This window comes from Cellulophaga sp. HaHaR_3_176, from assembly GCF_019021925.1.
Lineage (GTDB): Bacteria > Bacteroidota > Bacteroidia > Flavobacteriales > Flavobacteriaceae > Cellulophaga.
The window spans coordinates 1,490,024-1,508,117 of record NZ_CP058990.1 but is presented as its reverse complement, the minus strand read 5'-3'; the positions used below and the strand labels follow the sequence as shown (position 1 = coordinate 1,508,117).

At 31.4% G+C, this 18,094-nt stretch carries 16 protein-coding genes; 9 read left to right on the top strand and 7 right to left on the bottom strand.

Features of this window, described 5'->3' with window-relative positions; genetic code table 11:
• Positions 1-57: 57 nt before the first annotated feature.
• Positions 58-1,491 (bottom strand): hypothetical protein, encoded by a 1,434-nt coding sequence (locus H0I23_RS06470; protein ID WP_216785640.1) that lies wholly within the window; start codon positions 1,489-1,491, stop codon positions 58-60.
• Between the two features lie 331 nt (positions 1,492-1,822).
• Between H0I23_RS06470 and H0I23_RS06465 the strand changes: the two genes are divergently transcribed.
• Both H0I23_RS06465 and H0I23_RS06460 read left to right on the top strand, forming a co-directional pair.
• Positions 1,823-2,272, top strand: a complete 450-nt coding sequence (locus tag H0I23_RS06465) for a KTSC domain-containing protein (RefSeq protein ID WP_216785639.1) — start codon at positions 1,823-1,825, stop codon at positions 2,270-2,272.
• A 346-nt stretch (positions 2,273-2,618) separates the two neighbouring features.
• Positions 2,619-3,560, top strand: a complete 942-nt coding sequence (locus tag H0I23_RS06460; protein WP_216785638.1) for an EamA family transporter — start codon at positions 2,619-2,621, stop codon at positions 3,558-3,560.
• Positions 3,561-3,795: 235 nt separating this feature from the next.
• Here H0I23_RS06460 and H0I23_RS06455 read toward each other — a convergent pair whose 3' ends face one another.
• Complete coding sequence (locus H0I23_RS06455; protein ID WP_216785637.1) at positions 3,796-4,374, bottom strand: pseudouridine synthase; 579 nt, start codon at positions 4,372-4,374, stop codon at positions 3,796-3,798.
• 107 nt (positions 4,375-4,481) lie between these two features.
• Between H0I23_RS06455 and H0I23_RS06450 the strand changes: the two genes are divergently transcribed.
• Positions 4,482-5,591: an alkene reductase gene (locus H0I23_RS06450; protein WP_216785636.1), complete on the top strand. Its 1,110-nt coding sequence runs from the start codon at positions 4,482-4,484 to the stop codon at positions 5,589-5,591.
• Between the two features lie 73 nt (positions 5,592-5,664).
• Here H0I23_RS06450 and H0I23_RS06445 read toward each other — a convergent pair whose 3' ends face one another.
• From H0I23_RS06445 to H0I23_RS06425, 5 genes are all read right to left on the bottom strand, one after another.
• Complete coding sequence (locus H0I23_RS06445) at positions 5,665-6,345, bottom strand: type 1 glutamine amidotransferase domain-containing protein (RefSeq protein WP_216785635.1); 681 nt, start codon at positions 6,343-6,345, stop codon at positions 5,665-5,667.
• 116 nt (positions 6,346-6,461) lie between these two features.
• Complete coding sequence (locus H0I23_RS06440) at positions 6,462-7,622, bottom strand: iron-containing alcohol dehydrogenase (RefSeq protein ID WP_216785634.1); 1,161 nt, start codon at positions 7,620-7,622, stop codon at positions 6,462-6,464.
• A 41-nt stretch (positions 7,623-7,663) separates the two neighbouring features.
• Entirely contained in the window at positions 7,664-8,659 is a 996-nt protein-coding gene (locus H0I23_RS06435; RefSeq protein ID WP_216785633.1) for an NADP-dependent oxidoreductase, read from the bottom strand.
• Between the two features lie 11 nt (positions 8,660-8,670).
• A complete protein-coding gene (locus tag H0I23_RS06430) occupies positions 8,671-9,303 on the bottom strand; it encodes an NAD(P)H-dependent oxidoreductase (protein ID WP_216785632.1) in 633 nt (210 codons plus the stop codon).
• 26 nt (positions 9,304-9,329) lie between these two features.
• Positions 9,330-9,908 (bottom strand): TetR/AcrR family transcriptional regulator, encoded by a 579-nt coding sequence (locus H0I23_RS06425; protein WP_216785631.1) that lies wholly within the window; start codon positions 9,906-9,908, stop codon positions 9,330-9,332.
• Positions 9,909-10,065: 157 nt separating this feature from the next.
• Here H0I23_RS06425 and H0I23_RS06420 point away from each other — a divergent pair, with 157 nt between their 5' ends.
• The 6 genes from H0I23_RS06420 (at position 10,066) to H0I23_RS06395 (ending at position 17,997) form a co-directional block, all read left to right on the top strand.
• Complete coding sequence (locus H0I23_RS06420) at positions 10,066-10,581, top strand: hypothetical protein (protein WP_216785630.1); 516 nt, start codon at positions 10,066-10,068, stop codon at positions 10,579-10,581.
• A gap of 196 nt (positions 10,582-10,777) precedes the next feature.
• Positions 10,778-11,935 carry an ergothioneine biosynthesis protein EgtB gene (gene egtB, locus H0I23_RS06415; protein ID WP_216785629.1) on the top strand — a complete coding sequence of 386 codons (1,158 nt, stop codon included), beginning with the start codon at positions 10,778-10,780 and terminating at the stop codon, positions 11,933-11,935.
• Positions 11,902-12,885, top strand: coding sequence for an L-histidine N(alpha)-methyltransferase (locus tag H0I23_RS06410; RefSeq protein WP_216785628.1), 984 nt, complete (start codon positions 11,902-11,904; stop codon positions 12,883-12,885). The genes egtB and H0I23_RS06410 overlap by 34 nt, the downstream gene beginning before the upstream one ends.
• 71 nt (positions 12,886-12,956) lie before the next feature.
• A complete protein-coding gene (locus H0I23_RS06405; protein ID WP_216785627.1) occupies positions 12,957-15,077 on the top strand; it encodes a M3 family metallopeptidase in 2,121 nt (706 codons plus the stop codon).
• A 259-nt stretch (positions 15,078-15,336) separates the two neighbouring features.
• Positions 15,337-16,674 (top strand): DEAD/DEAH box helicase, encoded by a 1,338-nt coding sequence (locus tag H0I23_RS06400; protein ID WP_216785626.1) that lies wholly within the window; start codon positions 15,337-15,339, stop codon positions 16,672-16,674.
• Between the two features lie 9 nt (positions 16,675-16,683).
• A complete protein-coding gene (locus H0I23_RS06395) occupies positions 16,684-17,997 on the top strand; it encodes a DEAD/DEAH box helicase (protein ID WP_216785625.1) in 1,314 nt (437 codons plus the stop codon).
• The last annotated feature ends 97 nt before the right edge of the window (positions 17,998-18,094 follow it).

Below are 18,094 nucleotides of genomic sequence, written 5' to 3'. Positions count from 1 at the left end.
TTATGTGTTGGTTTTTTTGTTTTGAAAGCTTTTTAAGAAGTAAAAATATTATAGGGTCTATAAAGTTTTAAGATATTCTAAAACAGCTAATCGTTCAGTTTCTGTTAGTTCATCTCCAAAAGTGTGCCCGCCATTGCCATAACCTTTTAAAGTAGTGTCGTATGTTTTAATATTTTGCTTAGTATTTTCGGTTGTATAATTCCACCCTAATTTTATTTGGTCGTAATCTGTATCAATAAAAGTACGACTCCAAAGTTCAGGTCTATTCGAGCTGTTTAAAACATCATCAATAGTGGGTACTGATCCGTTATGAAAATATGGAGCGGTAGCCCAAACGCCATCTAATGGAGGAGCTATATAGCCACCTTCAGCTTCTAATTTAATATTATTATCATCTGTACCCATATACCCTGTATTGAACCAATCGAAAAAATAAGTATTAAGTTCTGAATTTTGAGTATAGTGGTTCGATAATTCAGGATCTGTTTGAATTGTATTTAACGCAACTAATGAGTTTGGATAAGTCGGGTTATCATCATAAGTACCATGGCAACTAGAACATTTATTATTAAATATAGGTTCTCCAGTATTTGCTAATGTATTATCAATGTTAAAAGGATATTTAGGAGGCTCAATACTATTTAAATAAGCAAGAACATCTGGCATTTTTTCATCAACTTCAATTGCTTTATCAACATTATCTAACGTAAGTAAAGCAGCACCTATAAATGATTTGCAAAAATCTTGTCTACCTAAAGCAGTATAAAACATCGCGTTTTTCTTTTTTAACAACCACCATGCAGGCACATCTGAAGGTATAACTTCAGAATCAACGTTTACATATGGAGTATCATTCCACTCTAATGAATTTTTATCTCTGTGAGAGATTAATACTTCCGCAATTTTATTAGCAGAATTAACACCTATAGTTTCTGTTTGGGTTTTAGGGCCAATAGCAATTATACTTTTTCTGAACTGCTCGTATGCTTTAGCTTCGGGGCTATCTGATCCATATGCTTGATTAACACCACTAGTTAATAAGGGTTCTAATAAAGCCCTGTTTACTGTAAAATTACCACTATGGTTACCTAGGCCAACAACATATTCATTATTAATTTTAGCAGAATGGCAATTTAAACAATTAGGAGCAACAACTTTTGCATTGTTTGAGGTTAATACAGTATAATCGTAAGCTATTATAGCGTTGTCTCCTGTTCTGTTTAGTAAGTTTTCAGTATTCTGTCCATAAATAGCTAAATAAACATTATACGGTATGCCTGAACTCATGTAGTCTCCAGAAAAAAGATACTCTCTTCCAGTTTCAATATCTCCATTTCGTTGAGAGCTAGCAGGAATAGAAACTATTTCCCAAACTTCATTTTCTTCTGATTCTTCGGGTATTTCTATTATTATTTCTTTTTCAATATCTTCGGTAGAAGTAGAGCACGAAGCCAAAATAGCTAGTAAAGTAATCGTAAAAATCTTTTTCAAAATGTGTATATAATTCTCGGTTATAAAAAACAAAAATACTTTAAAGAGTTGAAGTAGATGCAATTGTTAAAGTAATTACTAGTAAAATAAATAAGAGTATAGATTTTCTCATCTTGGCTTGGAATTGGTTAATAATCAACAAATTGCGTTATTATATGCTAATAATGAAGTTTATTTGGCAGAAAACAAGAATAACCGATGAAAAGTATATGTTTTATTGCGAATCTTATTTATTTAAGTTTGTAAATCAGTTATTAAAAACTACTCTAAAAAGTAATTCAAACCAATAAAAAAACGTAGTTTCGCGGCTGATTTAGAAAAAGTTAGCAAAATGAAACGTATTAACGAGTATAAAAAGTTGTTTTCTGTAGAGAAGGAGCTAGATTTAAAAGAATTAAAATCTACATATAGAGGATTAGTAAAACAATGGCACCCTGATAAATTTCAGGCTGATGATGCTAAAAAAGAAGAAGCTGAATTAATGAGTAGAAAAATCATTGATGGGTATCACTTTTTAGTAAGTATCGCTCCGGAAACAAAAATTGCTACTTTAGAAGAGTATAAAGCATTAACTACGGAGTCTGGAATTTTAGATTTTCAACATAAAGGTTTATTGTTAGAAATTACTTTTTTAGATGGTACAACTTACGAGTACTTTGGTGTTCCAAAAACTATTTATGTAAAGTTAATAAACTCGCCAAAACAATATCGTTTTGCTAAGCGTAGTATTTTTAATAGCTACATATACCGTAAGTCTAAAAAGACATTACAAGAGGCTTAATAAAGGTTTCAATATATAAATATAACAAACCCTATAAGTTCATTCTTATAGGGTTTGTTTGTATAATAGGTTTACTTTTTAAAAAATAATTTTGTTATAAATTTTTCTACCATAACTCTTGTTTAGGTGTATTATGTAATTCAAACAATATATCCAATTTTCGATTTTTGAAAAACGCTTCTTTTTCTTTCTCAGAAATTTTACCTTCCAAATTGTTTAAACATTTTTCGTCATTAAAAAAGTTTTTTAAAAACTCAGAAATTAATAATAACTAAACGAATAAGATTGCCCTATTTTATAAAAGTTATTCTTATTCTTGTAAAGAACTAAAACTAGTCGAATAATTATGGCTAAATCATCACAAACTCTACTGATTGTATTTGCATTTATTGCTATTTATATCATCTGGGGATCTACATACCTTATGAATAAAATAGCGGTAACAGAACTACCTGCTTACATGTTGGCATCAATACGTTTCGTAACTGCCGGACTTTTAATTTTTGGTATTTGTAAATTGATGAAAATACCTATAAGGGTTACTAAAAGGCAGTTTAGAAATTCATTTATTGCAGGGTTTTTGTTTTTAACTTTCGGTAATGGTGTTTTTGTTTGGGGCCTCAAATATGTCGATAGCAGTTTTGCAGCTTTAGAGGTTGCAGCAATGCCACTTATTGTACTCATATTAATGCGCGTAATAGATGGTAAAAAAATACAAGCCATGTCAGTTGTTGGGGTAGTTTTAGGAGTAATAGGTATTTATTTATTGGTAAGTCAAAAACAAATTACACAACAAGAAGAATCATTATTAGGTATGGTTATTATTTTTTTCTGTGTTTTAGGTTGGTCATTTGGTAGTCTGTTTGTTTCAAAAGCCAATTTACCACAAAGTTATTTGGTTAATACAGCGTATCAAATGGTTACAGCAGGTATTACACTTTTTATAACTAGTTTACTTTTAGGCGAACACTGGTCATGGCCAACAGATTGGTCACCAAGGGTACAACTATCTATGAGTATGCTTATTATATTAGGTAGTATAGTAGCCTTTACTGCATTTAATTATTTATTAAAAACAGTTTCTCCTGATAAAGTCGCGACATCTAGTTACGTAAATCCAGTTATTGCATTGCTGTTAGGTTGGTATGTTTTAGATGAAAATATAACAAAACAATCAATTGTCGCAGCAGCAATTTTGTTAACAGGTGTTTACTTTATCAACACTAAAAAAAAGTTGGTAATGTTTTCACGTTTTAGAGGTAAGCTTAAAGGTAAACCTATAGAATAATAACTATAGATTGTCATTTAAATCTGAAATTCTAAGTTTGAATTCTATCAAAAATTTAAAACATCTTATTATTACTACTTATATTTTTTTATTTAGTTGTGGAAAATCAAAAACTACATTCTTTAAGAGTGAGAACTTAAATGGTAGACATGTTGATATTCCTTAGAAAGAAGGTAATGAAGTAGAATTTAAGACACTAGATCTAATTCTAATATCTGAATTTACTGAGTAGTATTCATAAAAGGGAATCTATTTGCTCAACAACACCAGGTTTTAGGTTTTCTAAAATTTCCGTACCTATTCTAACTCGAATTAATCGTAAGGTTGGATACCCAACGGAAGCAGTCATTTTACGAATTTGCCTAAATTTACCTTCGGTAATAGTAATGCTAATCCATGAATTGGGGCGATGCGTTCCAATACGCAATTTTTTATTTGGTTCGGCTAAGAGCGGAGCATCAATAAGAGCTTTTACTGTACAAGGTTTTGTAATGTATTTTTTACCAGAAAATCCAATAATAACTCCTCGTTCTAACTGCTGTATATCTTCATGAGATATTTCGCCATCTAATTGTGCATAATATTCTTTTTCAATTCCAGATTGATTTATAGTGTCACTTAATTTTCCATCAGTCGTTAATAATAACAATCCTTCAGATTTTTCATCTAAGCGCCCTACAGGCATAATTCCTTCAGGAAAATTATATAATTCTCCTAGAAAAAGCTTTTTACGCGCTTCTTTTTTATCATTTGAGATAAACTGACTTAACATGCCAAAAGGCTTGTAAATTTTATAGTGAAGGTGTTTTTTCATTTGAAGATGGAAAGATACAACCAAAGAGCATTACAGTCATAAGAATATGCTAAATGCGTTAATAAAAATTAAGCTTATCCGTAACTTTATATCAAAAATATACGACTATGAAGGATAAGATATTTGAAGCATATCAATTAAAAGATATTATACTAAAAAACAAAATTGTAATGGCTCCTATGACACGTTCAAGAGCAGCAAATAAAGGCAATGTTGCTACAGAAGACCTGCAAGGAGAGTACTACGCACAACGAGCATCAGCCGGATTAATAATTACAGAAGGTTCTCAAGTTTCACAAGATGCAGTTGGCTATGTAAATACTCCAGGTATTTTTACTGAAGAGCAGGTCGAAGGTTGGAAAAAGGTAGTTAAAAAAGTACACGATAAAGATGGTAAGATTTTTATTCAACTATGGCATGTAGGTAGAATTTCTCATCCTGATTTTCATGATGGTGAACTTCCTTTAGCGCCTTCTGCCATCAACCCAAATGCTCAAGCATATACACCAACTGGGTTTAAAGATACTGTTACGCCAAAGGCAATGACTAAAGAAGATATAAAAACCACAATTTCAGATTTTAAAAATGCAGCAAAAAATGCGATTAATGCTGGTTTTGATGGTGTAGAAATACACTCTTCAAACGGATACTTATTTCACCAGTTTTTTAATGCAACATCTAATACAAGAACTGATGAGTATGGAGGATCTATCGAGAATAGAGCTCGATTTTTCTTTGAAGTATTAGAGGCTATAAAATCAGTAATTCCTCAAGAAAAGGTTGGCGCAAGGTTTAACCCTTCGCTAGATGGCATGTTTGGTATTACAATGGATGAAGAAACCATACCTACTTTTGAGTATATTATAAAGAAATTGAATGATGAATATGATTTAGCATATATTCACCTATCAGAACCTTTTACAGATGTTTCAGAAATACCATTTGCGATTAAAGAAATTGCAAGACACTTTAGGCCGCTATATGATGGTACATTGATGATTAATACAGGGTTTACGTATGAAACGGGTAATGCAGTTCTTGAATCGGGTAGTGCTGATTTGGTAGCTTATGGTAAACCGTTTATTTCTAACCCAGATTTAGTTGATCGCTTTATTTATAGTGAGGCTTTAACAGAATGGGATAGTGATACATTCTACACGCCAGGTAAAGAAGGTTATTTAGATTATCCAGTAAAAACTACACAAGTTAAAGTGTAATTAAATAGTTTAAAACAAAAAAAACCTGCAAACTTAAAGTTTGCAGGTTTTTTTTATAAAATTTAAGAAATTCTTATTTCAAAATTTCTAATAATTTTTCAGCAACTTTTTCGGAAGAAGCAGGGTTTTGACCTGTAATAAGATTGCCATCTTGAATAGCGTATGCTCCCCAATCTTCTATTTTAGAATAAATTCCTCCATTTTCAATCAACATATCTTCAACTAAGAAAGGTACAACATCTGTTAAACCTACAGCAGCTTCTTCGCTATTGGTAAACCCGGTTACTTTTTTACCTTTTACTAATGGTGTTTTACCATCTACATCTTTAACACTTTTAAGCGCAGCTGGTGCGTGGCATACAAACGCGATAGGTTTCTTTTGTTTATTGAATGTTTCAATAAGAGTAATAGAAGTTTCGTCATTTGCTAAATCCCATAACGGACCGTGACCACCAGGATAGAAAACAGCATCAAAATCATCTGGATTCATATCCGATAATTTTTTAGTGTTTGCTATTCTTTCTTTAGCCTCAGCATCTTCATTAAAACGATCAGTATCTGCTGTAGCTGCATCTGGGCTATCACTACTAGGATCGATTGGAGCAGCACCTCCATTTGGAGTAGCAATTGTAATTTCAGCTCCTTTATCTAATAAAGTATAGTATGGGTTTGCAAATTCTTCAACCCAAAATCCTGTTTTTTTTCCTGTATCTCCTAATTTATCGTGAGATGTTAATACAAATAATATTTTCATTTTATTTATTTTTTACATTTAACAGCTTCTAAAAAATTTCAGAAGCTACATTTTTATTTTAAGTATAGATTATTGATAGGTTTTAAGTAATAAATACTTAAAATTAATAGTATGGTTTAATAAGCCATTTTAACAATTTCTTCAACCTTATCTGGTGATAATGATTGATGCTCTCCTAAGCCTAACCAACCTCTTTCAGTAAAACGTTTTGAGATTTTTTCGGCAGTACCTTTATAGTCTTTAGTGTAATCTGATAATTTAGTATCAATTCCTAATCCATGGAAAAAATCAACTGTTTTTTCGATGGCAGTATACGCTTTATCATCTGTACTACCTTCTGTAATATTCCAAACACGTTCTCCGTATTGTGCTAATTTTTCTTTTTTAGCTTCAAAATTATACTTGTAATGGCTTGGAGCTATAACAGCCAAAGTTCGAGCATGATCGATACCGAATAAAGCAGTTAATTCATGTCCAATAGCATGTACAGCCCAATCACCAGGTACTCCTTTTTGGATTAAACCATTAAGAGCCATTGTACAGCTCCACATAAAATCAGCAGTTGCTTTGTAATCTGTAGGGTCTTTTATAACCTTAGGCGCAACTTCAATTAATGTTTGTAAAATACTTTCTGCGAATCTGTCTTGTAATGAAGCGCCAATAGGGTAGGTCATATACTGTTCTAATACGTGAGTAAAAGCATCAGTAATACCGTTTGCTAATTGACGTTCAGGTATAGAAGCAATTACTTGAGGATCTAGAATTGAGAATACAGGAAATAAACCAGGGCCACCCATGGCAAGTTTTTCTTGTGTTTCTTTTCTTGTGATTACTGCCCCAGAATTCATTTCAGAACCTGTTGCTGGTAACGTTAGAACAGTCCCAAAAGGCATTCCTTCCTTTGTTGCAATATTATTTTTTAAAATATTCCAAGGTGTATCACCATCGTATAAAGCAGCAGCAGATAAAAATTTAGTTCCGTCAATTACAGAACCACCACCTACGGCCAATAAATATGTAATTTTTTCATCTTTAATAACCTTTAAAGCATCCATAAGTACAGAATACTCTGGATTTGCAGGAATACCACCAAACTCAACGATATTAACTTTTGATAAAGCAGTTTTTACTTGATCATAAATTCCGTTTTTCTTGATGCTTCCTCCTCCGTAAAGTAATAATACTTTAGCGTCTTCAGGAATTTCATTTTTTATTTTATCTATAGAGTCCTTACCAAAAATAATTTTAGTGGGATTTTTAAATTCAAAATTGTTCATTTCTTTTTCTTTTTTTTGTTAAATGATGTATTGCTTAATAATTAAGCTTTCACTATCATTTTTCCTTTGTTTTTACCTTCAAATAAATCGATAAAAGCAGTTGGAATATTATCAAAACCTTCAACTATAGTTTCAGTATATTTTAATTTACCGTCGGCTAACCAACCTGATAATTGTTGCATAGCTTCTGGGAATTTATCTGCATAATTAGACACAATAAATCCTTGCATTAAAGCACTGTTTTTAACCAAGAAAGGCTGTACACTTACACCTGTTGGTATTTCAGTATCATTATAAACCGAAATTGCTCCACAAATAATTATTCTAGCAAAATGGTTTATGTTGAATAAAACAGCATCAGATATTGATCCGCCAACATTATCAAAATAAACATCTACACCGTTTGGAGCTAGTCTTTTTATGTCGGCATTTATATCTTTACTTGTATTGTAATTAATACCAGCATCGAAACCAAACTTATCTTTAAGCATATCAATCTTCTCATCGGTTCCAGCAATTCCTATAACATGAAGTCCTAAGATTTTTGCTATTTGACCAACAACACTACCAACAGCTCCAGCAGCACCAGAAACAACAATAGTTTCTCCTGCTTTAGGTTTTCCAATTTGCGTTAAACCTAAATATGCTGTTAATCCTGTCATCCCTAAAACACCTAAATAAGTACTTAAAGGTGCTTTAGAACCATCTACTTTATTTAAGCCTTCACCGTTTGATACTTGTTGAGTAGCCCAATTTAACATGCCAGAGACAAAGTCACCTTCAGCAAATTTTTCATTTTTTGAAGCAATAACTTTTGCAACAACTCCAGATTGTACTGGCTCATTTAATTGAAAAGAAGGGACGTAAGATTTTGCATCGCTCATTCTTCCTCTTAAATAAGGATCTACAGATACATAAGCAGCTTCTAAAAGAATTTCTCCTTCAGAAATTGAAAGTTCCTTTTCTTCAGTAACAAATTCAAAATTTGAAACAGTAGGTTTTCCTTCGGGTCTATTATTTAATAAAATTGTCTTCATCTTAATTGTTTTTAGTCTATTACAGTTACTAATTCTTCCATAGGTTTTCTAACCTTTACAAGATTCACTAACCAATCTGCATCATCTTTTCTATAACCAATTGGTAGCATTACAGCACTACGTAATCCTTTTTCACGTAATCCTAATATTTTATCTACAGCATCTGGTTCAAAACCTTCTAAAGGAGTTGCATCAACACCTTCAAAAGCAGCAGCAGTTAAAGCTTCAGTAAAAGCAATATATGCTTGTTTTGCAGCGTGGTTAAAGTTTTCTTCTGGATCTTTTTGAGGGTACATACCTAATAACATTTGGCGGTAATTTTCCCATCCTTCGTTTTCAAATCCACGAATTTCATTTGTTAAATCGAACATATGGTTAATACGCTCTGGTGTGTAAGTGTCCCAAGCAGCAAACACAAGTAGGTGAGAACAGTCTGTAATTACAGATTGGTTCCAAGCTACTGGTTTAATTTGTTCTTTAATTTCTTGATTTTTCACTACAAAAATCTCAAAAGGTTGTAAACCACTAGAAGTTGGAGCTAAACGCGCAGCTTCTAAAATACGTTCTACTTTATCCTCAGCAACTTTTTCGCCGTTCATTGCTTTTGCTGCGTATCTCCACTTTAATTTTTCTAATAATTCCATATCTTAATTTTAATTTATTTTTATACTTATATTTTAATACTATTCCAAGCAGATTGGTATGCCTCTTCAATATGTTCTTCATCTAATTGAAAAACACCTCTTTTTTGTGTAATCATTAAAAATGATAAAGGGTTTATTGCATATGCATAAAGGATATAATCGGAAAGAGGCTTTATTATACCTTCTTTTTTACCTTTTTCCCATAAATCGAGTAGGGGCTGTAAATGTTTAATACCTTCTTGCCTGCTAGGTTCATCAATCATCGGAGTATTATCACACTGTGCTAAAAACATTGCATTCTCGCATTCTTTTAGTTTAAAGTCTGCTATACGTTTCCAAATCAATTCAAAACCTTCAATTACCGACATATCATCTTTGTAGGTAGCAAAGGCATATGCTGTAAAGGCTGCTTTTACTTCTACATAGGTTTTGTTTACAAGATCTTGTTTATTCTCGAAATATAAATATATCGTAGCAGGAGAAACGTTTGCCATTTTAGCAATTTTAGACATTGGTGTAGCATGAAAACCATTGTTATTAACAAGGCTTATAGTCGCTTTCACCAACGCGTCTCTTTTATCAATACTTTTTTGAAGCTTAACCATAATTTATTTTAATTCTATGCAAAGTTATAATTTAAAAATGAATGTTCATTCTTTTTTAAGTTTTTAACAATATTTTATTATTTGTAGGTGACAAATGCAAAGATTATTAATCGGGTATATTTATATTCGCATTTTTAATTTATTAAATACATATACAATGGCAAATAGCAGAGAATTATCAATGAAGGTTCGTGTAATACACAGATACTTAGGTTTTTTCTTGGCAGGAATAATGGCTGTATATGCTTTAAGTGGTATTGCTTTAATATTCAGAGATTCTGAAATATTAAAAACAGAAACAGTTACAGAAAAAATTATCTCTAAAAATTTATCAAAAGAAAATTTAGGTAAAGAAATTGGTTTAAAAAAATTACATATAGATAAAGAGTTTGATGGAATTTATTATTTTAAAGAAGGTACCTACAATAAAGTTACAGGAGCTTCAAAAGTTACAAAAACAGATTATCCTTTTATTTTAGGTAAGTTGAATAATTTTCATAAAGCAAAATCAGGACAGCCATTATTTTTTCTAAATATTTTCTTCGGGTTGTCTTTATTATTTTTTGTTATTTCATCATTTTGGATGTTCATGCCCAAAACACCAATTTTTAAAAAAGGACTTTATTTTACTTTAGGAGGTATTATACTTACAGTAATTTTGCTTTTTATATAAGTCTTTTTACAAACTTTTTGACCTTAATTTTTTTATCACTTACCTAAGTTATATTTAAAAATATCACTTAAATGTTGTTTTTTTTAAATGTCTGTGCTATTTTTTAGATTTTTTACGACTAAAAATTATAGCATATAAGCAAACCTTTATTTTAAAGGGCACTTATTTTTACGACTTTGTATAAGTATATTTATAGATGGCTTTAAATCAACTAGTTCACCAATTTAAAAAAACAAGAGCATATTCTGTTGACTTATGTCATCCACTGACTACGGAAGATTATGGGCCGCAACCTGTAGCTTTCGCGAGTCCACCAAAATGGCATTTATCGCATATTACGTGGTTTTTTGAAGAAATGATTTTAAAAAAATATGTTGAAAATTATAAAGTTTTCGATGAAGATTTTTCATATCTCTTCAATAGTTACTACCAAACAGTAGGTGAGCGGGCAGAACGATCGTTACGTGGTACAATGTCTAGACCTTTGGTAGCACAAGTATATGAGTACAGAACTTATGTAGACAATCATATTATAAAACTTTTAGAGAATACTATATCTAAAGAAATTGAAACGCTTATTGTTTTAGGTATTAACCATGAACAACAACATCAAGAGCTTTTAATAACCGATTTAAAACATACACTTTCATTTAACCCATTACACCCTATTTACGATCCTGAATTTAATCTTGTAAAAGATAAAAATGAAGAAGAAGGTTGGGTTGTTATGGATGAGGGTGTTTATGAAATTGGTTATAAAGGAGATGGTTTTAGTTTTGATAATGAACTCGGGCAACACAAAGTGTATTTACATGACTATCAAATTTCAAAAAGCTTAGTAACTAATGCTGAGTATATTGAATTTATTGATGCAGGTGGATATGATAATTTTAATTTTTGGTTAGATGAAGGTTGGTCTTGGGTTACTGATAACAAGATAAACTCACCTTTATATTGGAAAAAAATTGATGGTAAATGGTTTTATTATACTTTATCAGGTTTACAACCTATAGATGAGAATGCAATTCTGAGTCACGTTTCATTTTATGAAGCACAAGCCTTTGCAACATTTAAAGGGTTAAGGTTACCAACAGAGTTTGAATGGGAAGCCGCTTCTACCAAATTTAATTGGGGTAAACGTTGGGAATGGACATATTCTGCTTATTTACCTTATCCAAATTTTAAAATAGCTTCAGGAGCTGTTGGTGAATATAACGGTAAATTCATGATAAATACAATGGTGCTTCGTGGCAGCTCTGTTGCAACTAGTGAAGGTCACGAAAGAAACACATATAGAAACTTTTTTCATCCAAAATATAGATGGCAGTACACAGGAATCAGACTAGCGAAATAGGAATTAATAGAGAGTTTTTAGAACATGTAGATAAGGGACTTAATTGTATTCCTAAATTTTTATCATCTCGATATTTTTATGATGAGATCGGAGATCAACTTTTTGTAAAAATAATGAATTTGCCAGAGTATTATTTGACTCGTGCAGAGCATGAAATTTTAAAAAATCAGACTTCTGAAATTATAAAAGCATTACAAATTAATAAGGATACATATTTTGAGCTTATTGAACTTGGTGCTGGTGATGGAACTAAAACAAAAGAGCTTTTAAAACCTTTAGTAGAACAGGGGTATAAATTTTCATACCTGCCTATTGATATTTCAGGACACGCTTTAAAAAATTTAAAAAATTCATTAAAAGAAGAGATTCCTAATTTATCGGTTACCACAAAGCAAGGCGATTATTTTGGTGTTTTAGATAGTATTAAAGATTCTAAACATCCTAAAATAGTTTTATTTTTAGGATCTAACTTAGGGAATTTAGAAGATAAGCAAGCATATGATTTTTTATATAAACTAGGATCTAGTTTAAAAACAAACGATAAAATATTTTTAGGTTTAGACCTTGTAAAATCAAAAGATATTGTATTACCAGCTTATAATGATAAGCAAGGTATTACAGCTCAATTTAATTTGAATTTACTACACAGAATTAATAAAGAATTTGATGCAGATTTTGATTTAAATTATTTTGAACATCAACCAGAATATACAGAGGTAGAGGGTATTGCAAAAAGTTACTTGGTTAGTACCAAAAATCAAATTGTAGATATAAAAGCATTAGATAAAAAAATTACTTTTGAAAAGGACGAAAAAATCCACACTGAAATTTCACGAAAATATAATGATAATATTATAAATTCTATTTTAGAAAACACTGATTTGAGCATACAAGAAAAGCTGACAGATTCTCAGAACTATTTTTCAGATTATATTTTAAAAAGAGATTAGAATTTTAAATTTTGTGCTTCAATATTTAGTAAATCAGTACCTTTATACAGACTAATTTAATTTAAAAATAAATGAAAAATATTTACAAAATATTTTTGGTTACAATGTTGGTTACGGCCTGTAAAGACGATGTAAGCAAGGATAAATCTACTTCAGAAAAATCTATGAACACAACAGAAAATCCATTACTTACCATAAGTAAGTTACCTTATTTGGCTCCAGATTTTGATAACATCACAAATGAACACTTTAAACCTGCATTAGAAAAAGGAATTGAGGAGCAGAAAGCAGCAATAGAAAAAATTACTAGTTCAACTGAACCAGCTACTTTTGACAATACTATATTAGTTTTAGAAAAAGGTAATGCACTTTTAGACAGAGTTGGTAATGTGTTTTCTAGCTTAACAGGGGCTCATACAAACGATACCTTGCAAGCAGTACAAGAAGAAATGGCTCCGAAATTTGCGGAACTTAATGATGCTATTTATTTAAACGATGAGTTATTTAAGCGTGTAAAGGCATTATACACAGCAAAAAATACTTTAGATTTAGATTCAGAATCTTTAAAATTAGTAGAAAACTATTTTGAGAGTTTTGAAAAAGCTGGTGCTAATTTATCAGCAGAAGATAAAGAAACATTAAAAACATACAATTCACGATTAGCCACCTTAATCAATACATTTAATAAAACCTTATTAGAAGCAAATAACGCTGGCGCGGTATTGTTTACCGATAAAGCAGATCTTGCAGGTTTGTCTGAAGCGCAATTAAAATCTTTAGAAAATAAAGATGCTGAAGGGTGGAAAATTCCATTATTAAATACAACACAGCAACCTTTATTGCAAAGTTTAGAGAAAAAAGAAACTAGAGAAAAGATATTCAATGCTGCTTGGTATAGGGCAGATGGTTCTGATAATGACACTAAAAAAATAATTTCTGAAATCGCAGAACTTAGAGCTAAAAAAGGAAGTTTATTAGGTTTTGCTAATTATGCCGAGTGGAGTTTACAAGGTACAATGGCACAAAAACCAGAAAATGTATTCAATTTGTTTAATGGTTTAATTCCTGCAGCAACGGCAAAGGCTAAAAATGAAGCAGCTGTTATTCAAGAAATGATAACTAAACAAGGCGAAAACTTTACATTAGAAGCTTGCGATTGGAACCGTTATGCTGAAATGGTACGTAAAGAAAAGTATGATTTAGATGAAAACGAAATCAAACCATATTTTGAAACTAAAACAGTATTGGAAAAGGGTGTTTTTTATGCTGCTGAAAAGTTATATGGAATTACGTTTAAAGAACGTACTGATATACCTGTTTATCATGAAGATGTGCTAGTATATGAACTTTTTGAAGAAAATGGAGATCAGTTAGGTTTGTTTTATGCTGATTATTTTGCAAGACCAAGTAAAAGAGGTGGCGCATGGATGAGTAATTTTGTAACACAGTCTAAATTATATAACCAAAAGCCAGTTATTTATAATGTATGCAACTATCCAAAACCAGCAGAAGGCGATCCAGCTCTACTAACGTATGATGAAGTAGAAACAATGTTTCATGAATTTGGTCATGCCTTACACGGCTTTTTTGCAGATCAAAAATACCCAAGTTTATCAGGTACATCTGTAGCAAGAGATTTTGTAGAATTCCCTTCTCAGTTTAATGAAAACTGGGCTTTATACCCTGAAATTTTAAAAAATTACGCATTACATTACCAAACAGGAAAACAAATACCTCAAGAGCTTATTGACAAAATTAAAAAATCAGGCACGTTTAACCAAGGGTATAGTTTAACTGAAAACTTAGCAGCTTCTAATTTAGATATGCAATGGCATATTATTTCGGCTGATGATACTATAAAAGATGCAACTGCATTCGAAAAAGAAGCTTTGCATACTACAAAATTAGATGTTGTTAGTGCAGTACCACCTCGTTACCGTTCTACTTATTTTGCACATGTTTTTGGTAGTGGTTACGCTGCAGGTTATTACTCTTATTTATGGACAGAAATGTTACATCATGATGCATACAATTGGTTTGAGAATAACGGAGGATTAACACGTGAAAATGGACAACGTTTTCGTGATATGGTACTATCAAGAGGTAATACATTAGAACCTAAAGATATGTATAAAGAGTGGAGAGGTAGCGACCCGAAAATTGAACCAATGTTAAAAGCACGTGGTTTGTAATAAATACAAGTTATATTATATTTAAAAGGAGCCTAATTAGGCTCCTTTTTTTATGCTGAAAATTAATTTAAAAAATGTTGTAGAACATATAAAATAAGATGCATCACTAGCAAATTTATATGATCAATTTTTAAAATAAATAAACGTTGAGATATATATAATTTCACCTTTTTATCAAATTAAAAAGTAGAAACTAGCTTTTGATGGTATTATGACCATTAACACGTAAACTGTAACTATCTTTGCGGAAAATTATTTTATGTCAAAAAAGTTTTCCAAGTTAGGAGTTAACGCTGTTTTTCAAGAAAGTCTAGCTGACTTAGAAATTTCTGTACCTACAGATATTCAAGTAAAAACAATACCATTAATACTAACAGCAAAAAAAGATATTGTAGCATTAGCAAAAACAGGAACAGGGAAAACTGCTGCTTTTGGTATTCCATTGTTACAATTAATTGATGTAGATACAAAAACAATACAAGCAGTAATACTGGCACCTACGCGCGAGTTAGGGCAACAGATTTATGCTAACTTAGTATCGTTTGCAAAACATAGCCCAGCAATAAGTATAGCTTCTATTTGTGGAGGTACACCTATAAAGCCACAAATTGAAAAATTAAAAACCACAACCCATGTTGTAGTTGCTACACCTGGGCGCTTGGTTGATTTAATACAGAAGCAAGCCATCAATATCAAAAATGCCGATTATTTAGTACTGGATGAGGCAGATGAAATGGTTACGGCTTTAAAAGAAGATTTAGACCCAATTGTAAAAGAATTACCAGAAACTCGCAGAACATTATTATTTACAGCAACAATGCCAGGTGCTATTAAGCAAATGGTGCAGAACTATTTGAATAAAAATGTAATGCATTTAGAGGCTGATATGGAAACTATTGGTCATCAAGGTATCGATCATCAATATGTTGTGGTAGAACCTATTGAAAAATTAGATGTTTTATTACATTTTTTACACTCAAGAGAAGGTGAACAAGGTATCATTTTCTGTAGAACGAAAGCAGCCGTAAATAAATTAGCTAAAAATTTAGCCATTAATAAATTTTCTTCAGGAGCGTTACATGGTAGCCTTACACAGGCTATTAGAGACCGTGTAATGGGGCAGTTCAGAGAAGGCGGAGTATCTATTTTAATAGCAACCGATTTAGCTTCACGTGGTATTGATGTAAAAAACATATCATACGTGGTAAATTACCATTTACCAGAAACTTTTGATTTGTATGTGCATAGAAGTGGTAGAACGGCTAGAGCAGGAGCCAACGGTTTATCATTAACGATTTTACAAAAAGAAGAATTAGAAGATATTCCTGTTTTTGAAAAAGAATTAGGCATTACATTTCATAAAACTAAAAAGGCAGATGCAGCTAGTATAGAAGAAACAAATGCATTGCTTTGGGCTAAAAAAATATTTAAAACAAAACCAAGTAGAATAGTTTCTGACGATTTTAAAAATAAAATAAAAACAGTTTTTCATCACCTTACTAAAGAAGAGTTGATTGAAAAAGTATTGGCAAATTACTTAGATCAAACGTCTAGTATTTTACCAAAAGAAGAAAATCCAAAAAAAATAAAAAACTAAAGAGCAGCAATGGCAAATAGTATTAAAGATCAGCAAGATATTTTATCAAAACTGAATATCCATCAGCTGCACCCGATGCAAGAAGAGGCTATTTCGGTTATAGAAAACAACACCAATACCATTCTTTTATCACCTACAGGTACAGGTAAAACTTTAGCTTTTTTATTACCAATAATTTCTCGTTTAGACCCTGAAATAGATGATGTACAAGCTTTAATTGTAGTACCATCGCGTGAGTTGGCAATACAAATAGAGCAAGTGGTGCGTAATATGGGTACTGGTTTTAAAGTAAATGCAGTTTATGGAGGCCGTACAATGGCAAAAGATAAAATTGAATTGAAGCATACACCAGCTATTTTAATAGGTACACCAGGTCGTATTTTAGATCATTTTGCAAACGAGCGTTTTTCTAAAACAAACATTAAAAGTTTAATTTTAGATGAGTTTGATAAATCATTAGAAAGTGGATTTGAGTTTGAAATGAGAGGTATTTTAGAAGAATTACCACATATTAATAAACGAGTATTAACTTCCGCAACATCTGGTGTTGAAATTCCTGGTTTTGTTCGTTTAGATAAGCCTGTAACTATTAATTACTTAAAAGAAAAGAAAGCCTTAAAGTTAGAAATTAAGACCGTAATTTCTCCTACAAGAAATAAAGCACAAACCTTATTAGATTTAATCAATCATTTAGGAAATGAGCAAGGTATTATTTTTTGTAATGTAAAAGAAACAATTACATTTTTAAGCAAATTCTTAACCACAAATAAAATTAGCCATGCTTGTTTTTCTGGTGGAATGGAACAGAATGATAGAGACCGTGCTTTGATAAAATTCAGAAACGGAACAAGTCAGTTACTTATTGCTACTGATCTGGCAGCTAGAGGTATTGATATACCTGAATTAAAAGTAATTATACATTTTGAACTACCAAGTGCGGTAGAAGAGTTTACACACCGTAATGGTAGAACAGCTCGTGTAAATACTAAAGGTACAGCGTATGTTATGCGTTGGGAAAAAGAAGATTTCCCGGAGTTTATTAAAAATCCAAACAGAGCTAATATCTCCGAAAAACCACAACGTAAACCGCAATATTGGGAAACTTTATTTATTTCGGGAGGACGAAAAGATAAAATATCGAAAGGTGATATTGCTGGATTATTTTTTAAGCAAGGTGGTATTAATAAAGATCAATTGGGTGCTATTGAGTTAAAACAAGATTGTGCCTTTGTAGCTGTACCGCTTACGATAGCACATACTTTGGTTGATAAGTTGAATAATAGCCGTTTAAAAAAGAAAAAGGTACGTATCAGTATTATTTAATGTTAATGGCTTGAGTTGTGTTAGTTTTTTGTTAAAAACGGAGAATGGATTAAACGCTATTTCAATTTCATAGTCTTACTAATATATAAACCCATTA

What these genes read in the sequence shown, in the direction of transcription:
- H0I23_RS06420 (WP_216785630.1), top strand. Translation starts at nt 10,066, where the DNA reads ATGGCAAATAGCAGAGAATTATCAATGAAGGTTCGTGTAATACACAGA.
- H0I23_RS06425 (WP_216785631.1), bottom strand. Translation starts at nt 9,908, where the DNA reads ATGGTTAAGCTTCAAAAAAGTATTGATAAAAGAGACGCGTTGGTGAAA.
- H0I23_RS06400 (WP_216785626.1), top strand. Translation starts at nt 15,337, where the DNA reads ATGTCAAAAAAGTTTTCCAAGTTAGGAGTTAACGCTGTTTTTCAAGAA.
- H0I23_RS06465 (WP_216785639.1), top strand. Translation starts at nt 1,823, where the DNA reads ATGAAACGTATTAACGAGTATAAAAAGTTGTTTTCTGTAGAGAAGGAG.
- H0I23_RS06430 (WP_216785632.1), bottom strand. Translation starts at nt 9,303, where the DNA reads ATGGAATTATTAGAAAAATTAAAGTGGAGATACGCAGCAAAAGCAATG.
- H0I23_RS06435 (WP_216785633.1), bottom strand. Translation starts at nt 8,659, where the DNA reads ATGAAGACAATTTTATTAAATAATAGACCCGAAGGAAAACCTACTGTT.
- H0I23_RS06460 (WP_216785638.1), top strand. Translation starts at nt 2,619, where the DNA reads ATGGCTAAATCATCACAAACTCTACTGATTGTATTTGCATTTATTGCT.
- egtB (WP_216785629.1), top strand. Translation starts at nt 10,778, where the DNA reads ATGGCTTTAAATCAACTAGTTCACCAATTTAAAAAAACAAGAGCATAT.
- H0I23_RS06450 (WP_216785636.1), top strand. Translation starts at nt 4,482, where the DNA reads ATGAAGGATAAGATATTTGAAGCATATCAATTAAAAGATATTATACTA.
- H0I23_RS06405 (WP_216785627.1), top strand. Translation starts at nt 12,957, where the DNA reads ATGAAAAATATTTACAAAATATTTTTGGTTACAATGTTGGTTACGGCC.
- H0I23_RS06410 (WP_216785628.1), top strand. Translation starts at nt 11,902, where the DNA reads ATGGCAGTACACAGGAATCAGACTAGCGAAATAGGAATTAATAGAGAG.
- H0I23_RS06440 (WP_216785634.1), bottom strand. Translation starts at nt 7,622, where the DNA reads ATGAACAATTTTGAATTTAAAAATCCCACTAAAATTATTTTTGGTAAG.
- H0I23_RS06395 (WP_216785625.1), top strand. Translation starts at nt 16,684, where the DNA reads ATGGCAAATAGTATTAAAGATCAGCAAGATATTTTATCAAAACTGAAT.
- H0I23_RS06445 (WP_216785635.1), bottom strand. Translation starts at nt 6,345, where the DNA reads ATGAAAATATTATTTGTATTAACATCTCACGATAAATTAGGAGATACA.
- H0I23_RS06455 (WP_216785637.1), bottom strand. Translation starts at nt 4,374, where the DNA reads ATGAAAAAACACCTTCACTATAAAATTTACAAGCCTTTTGGCATGTTA.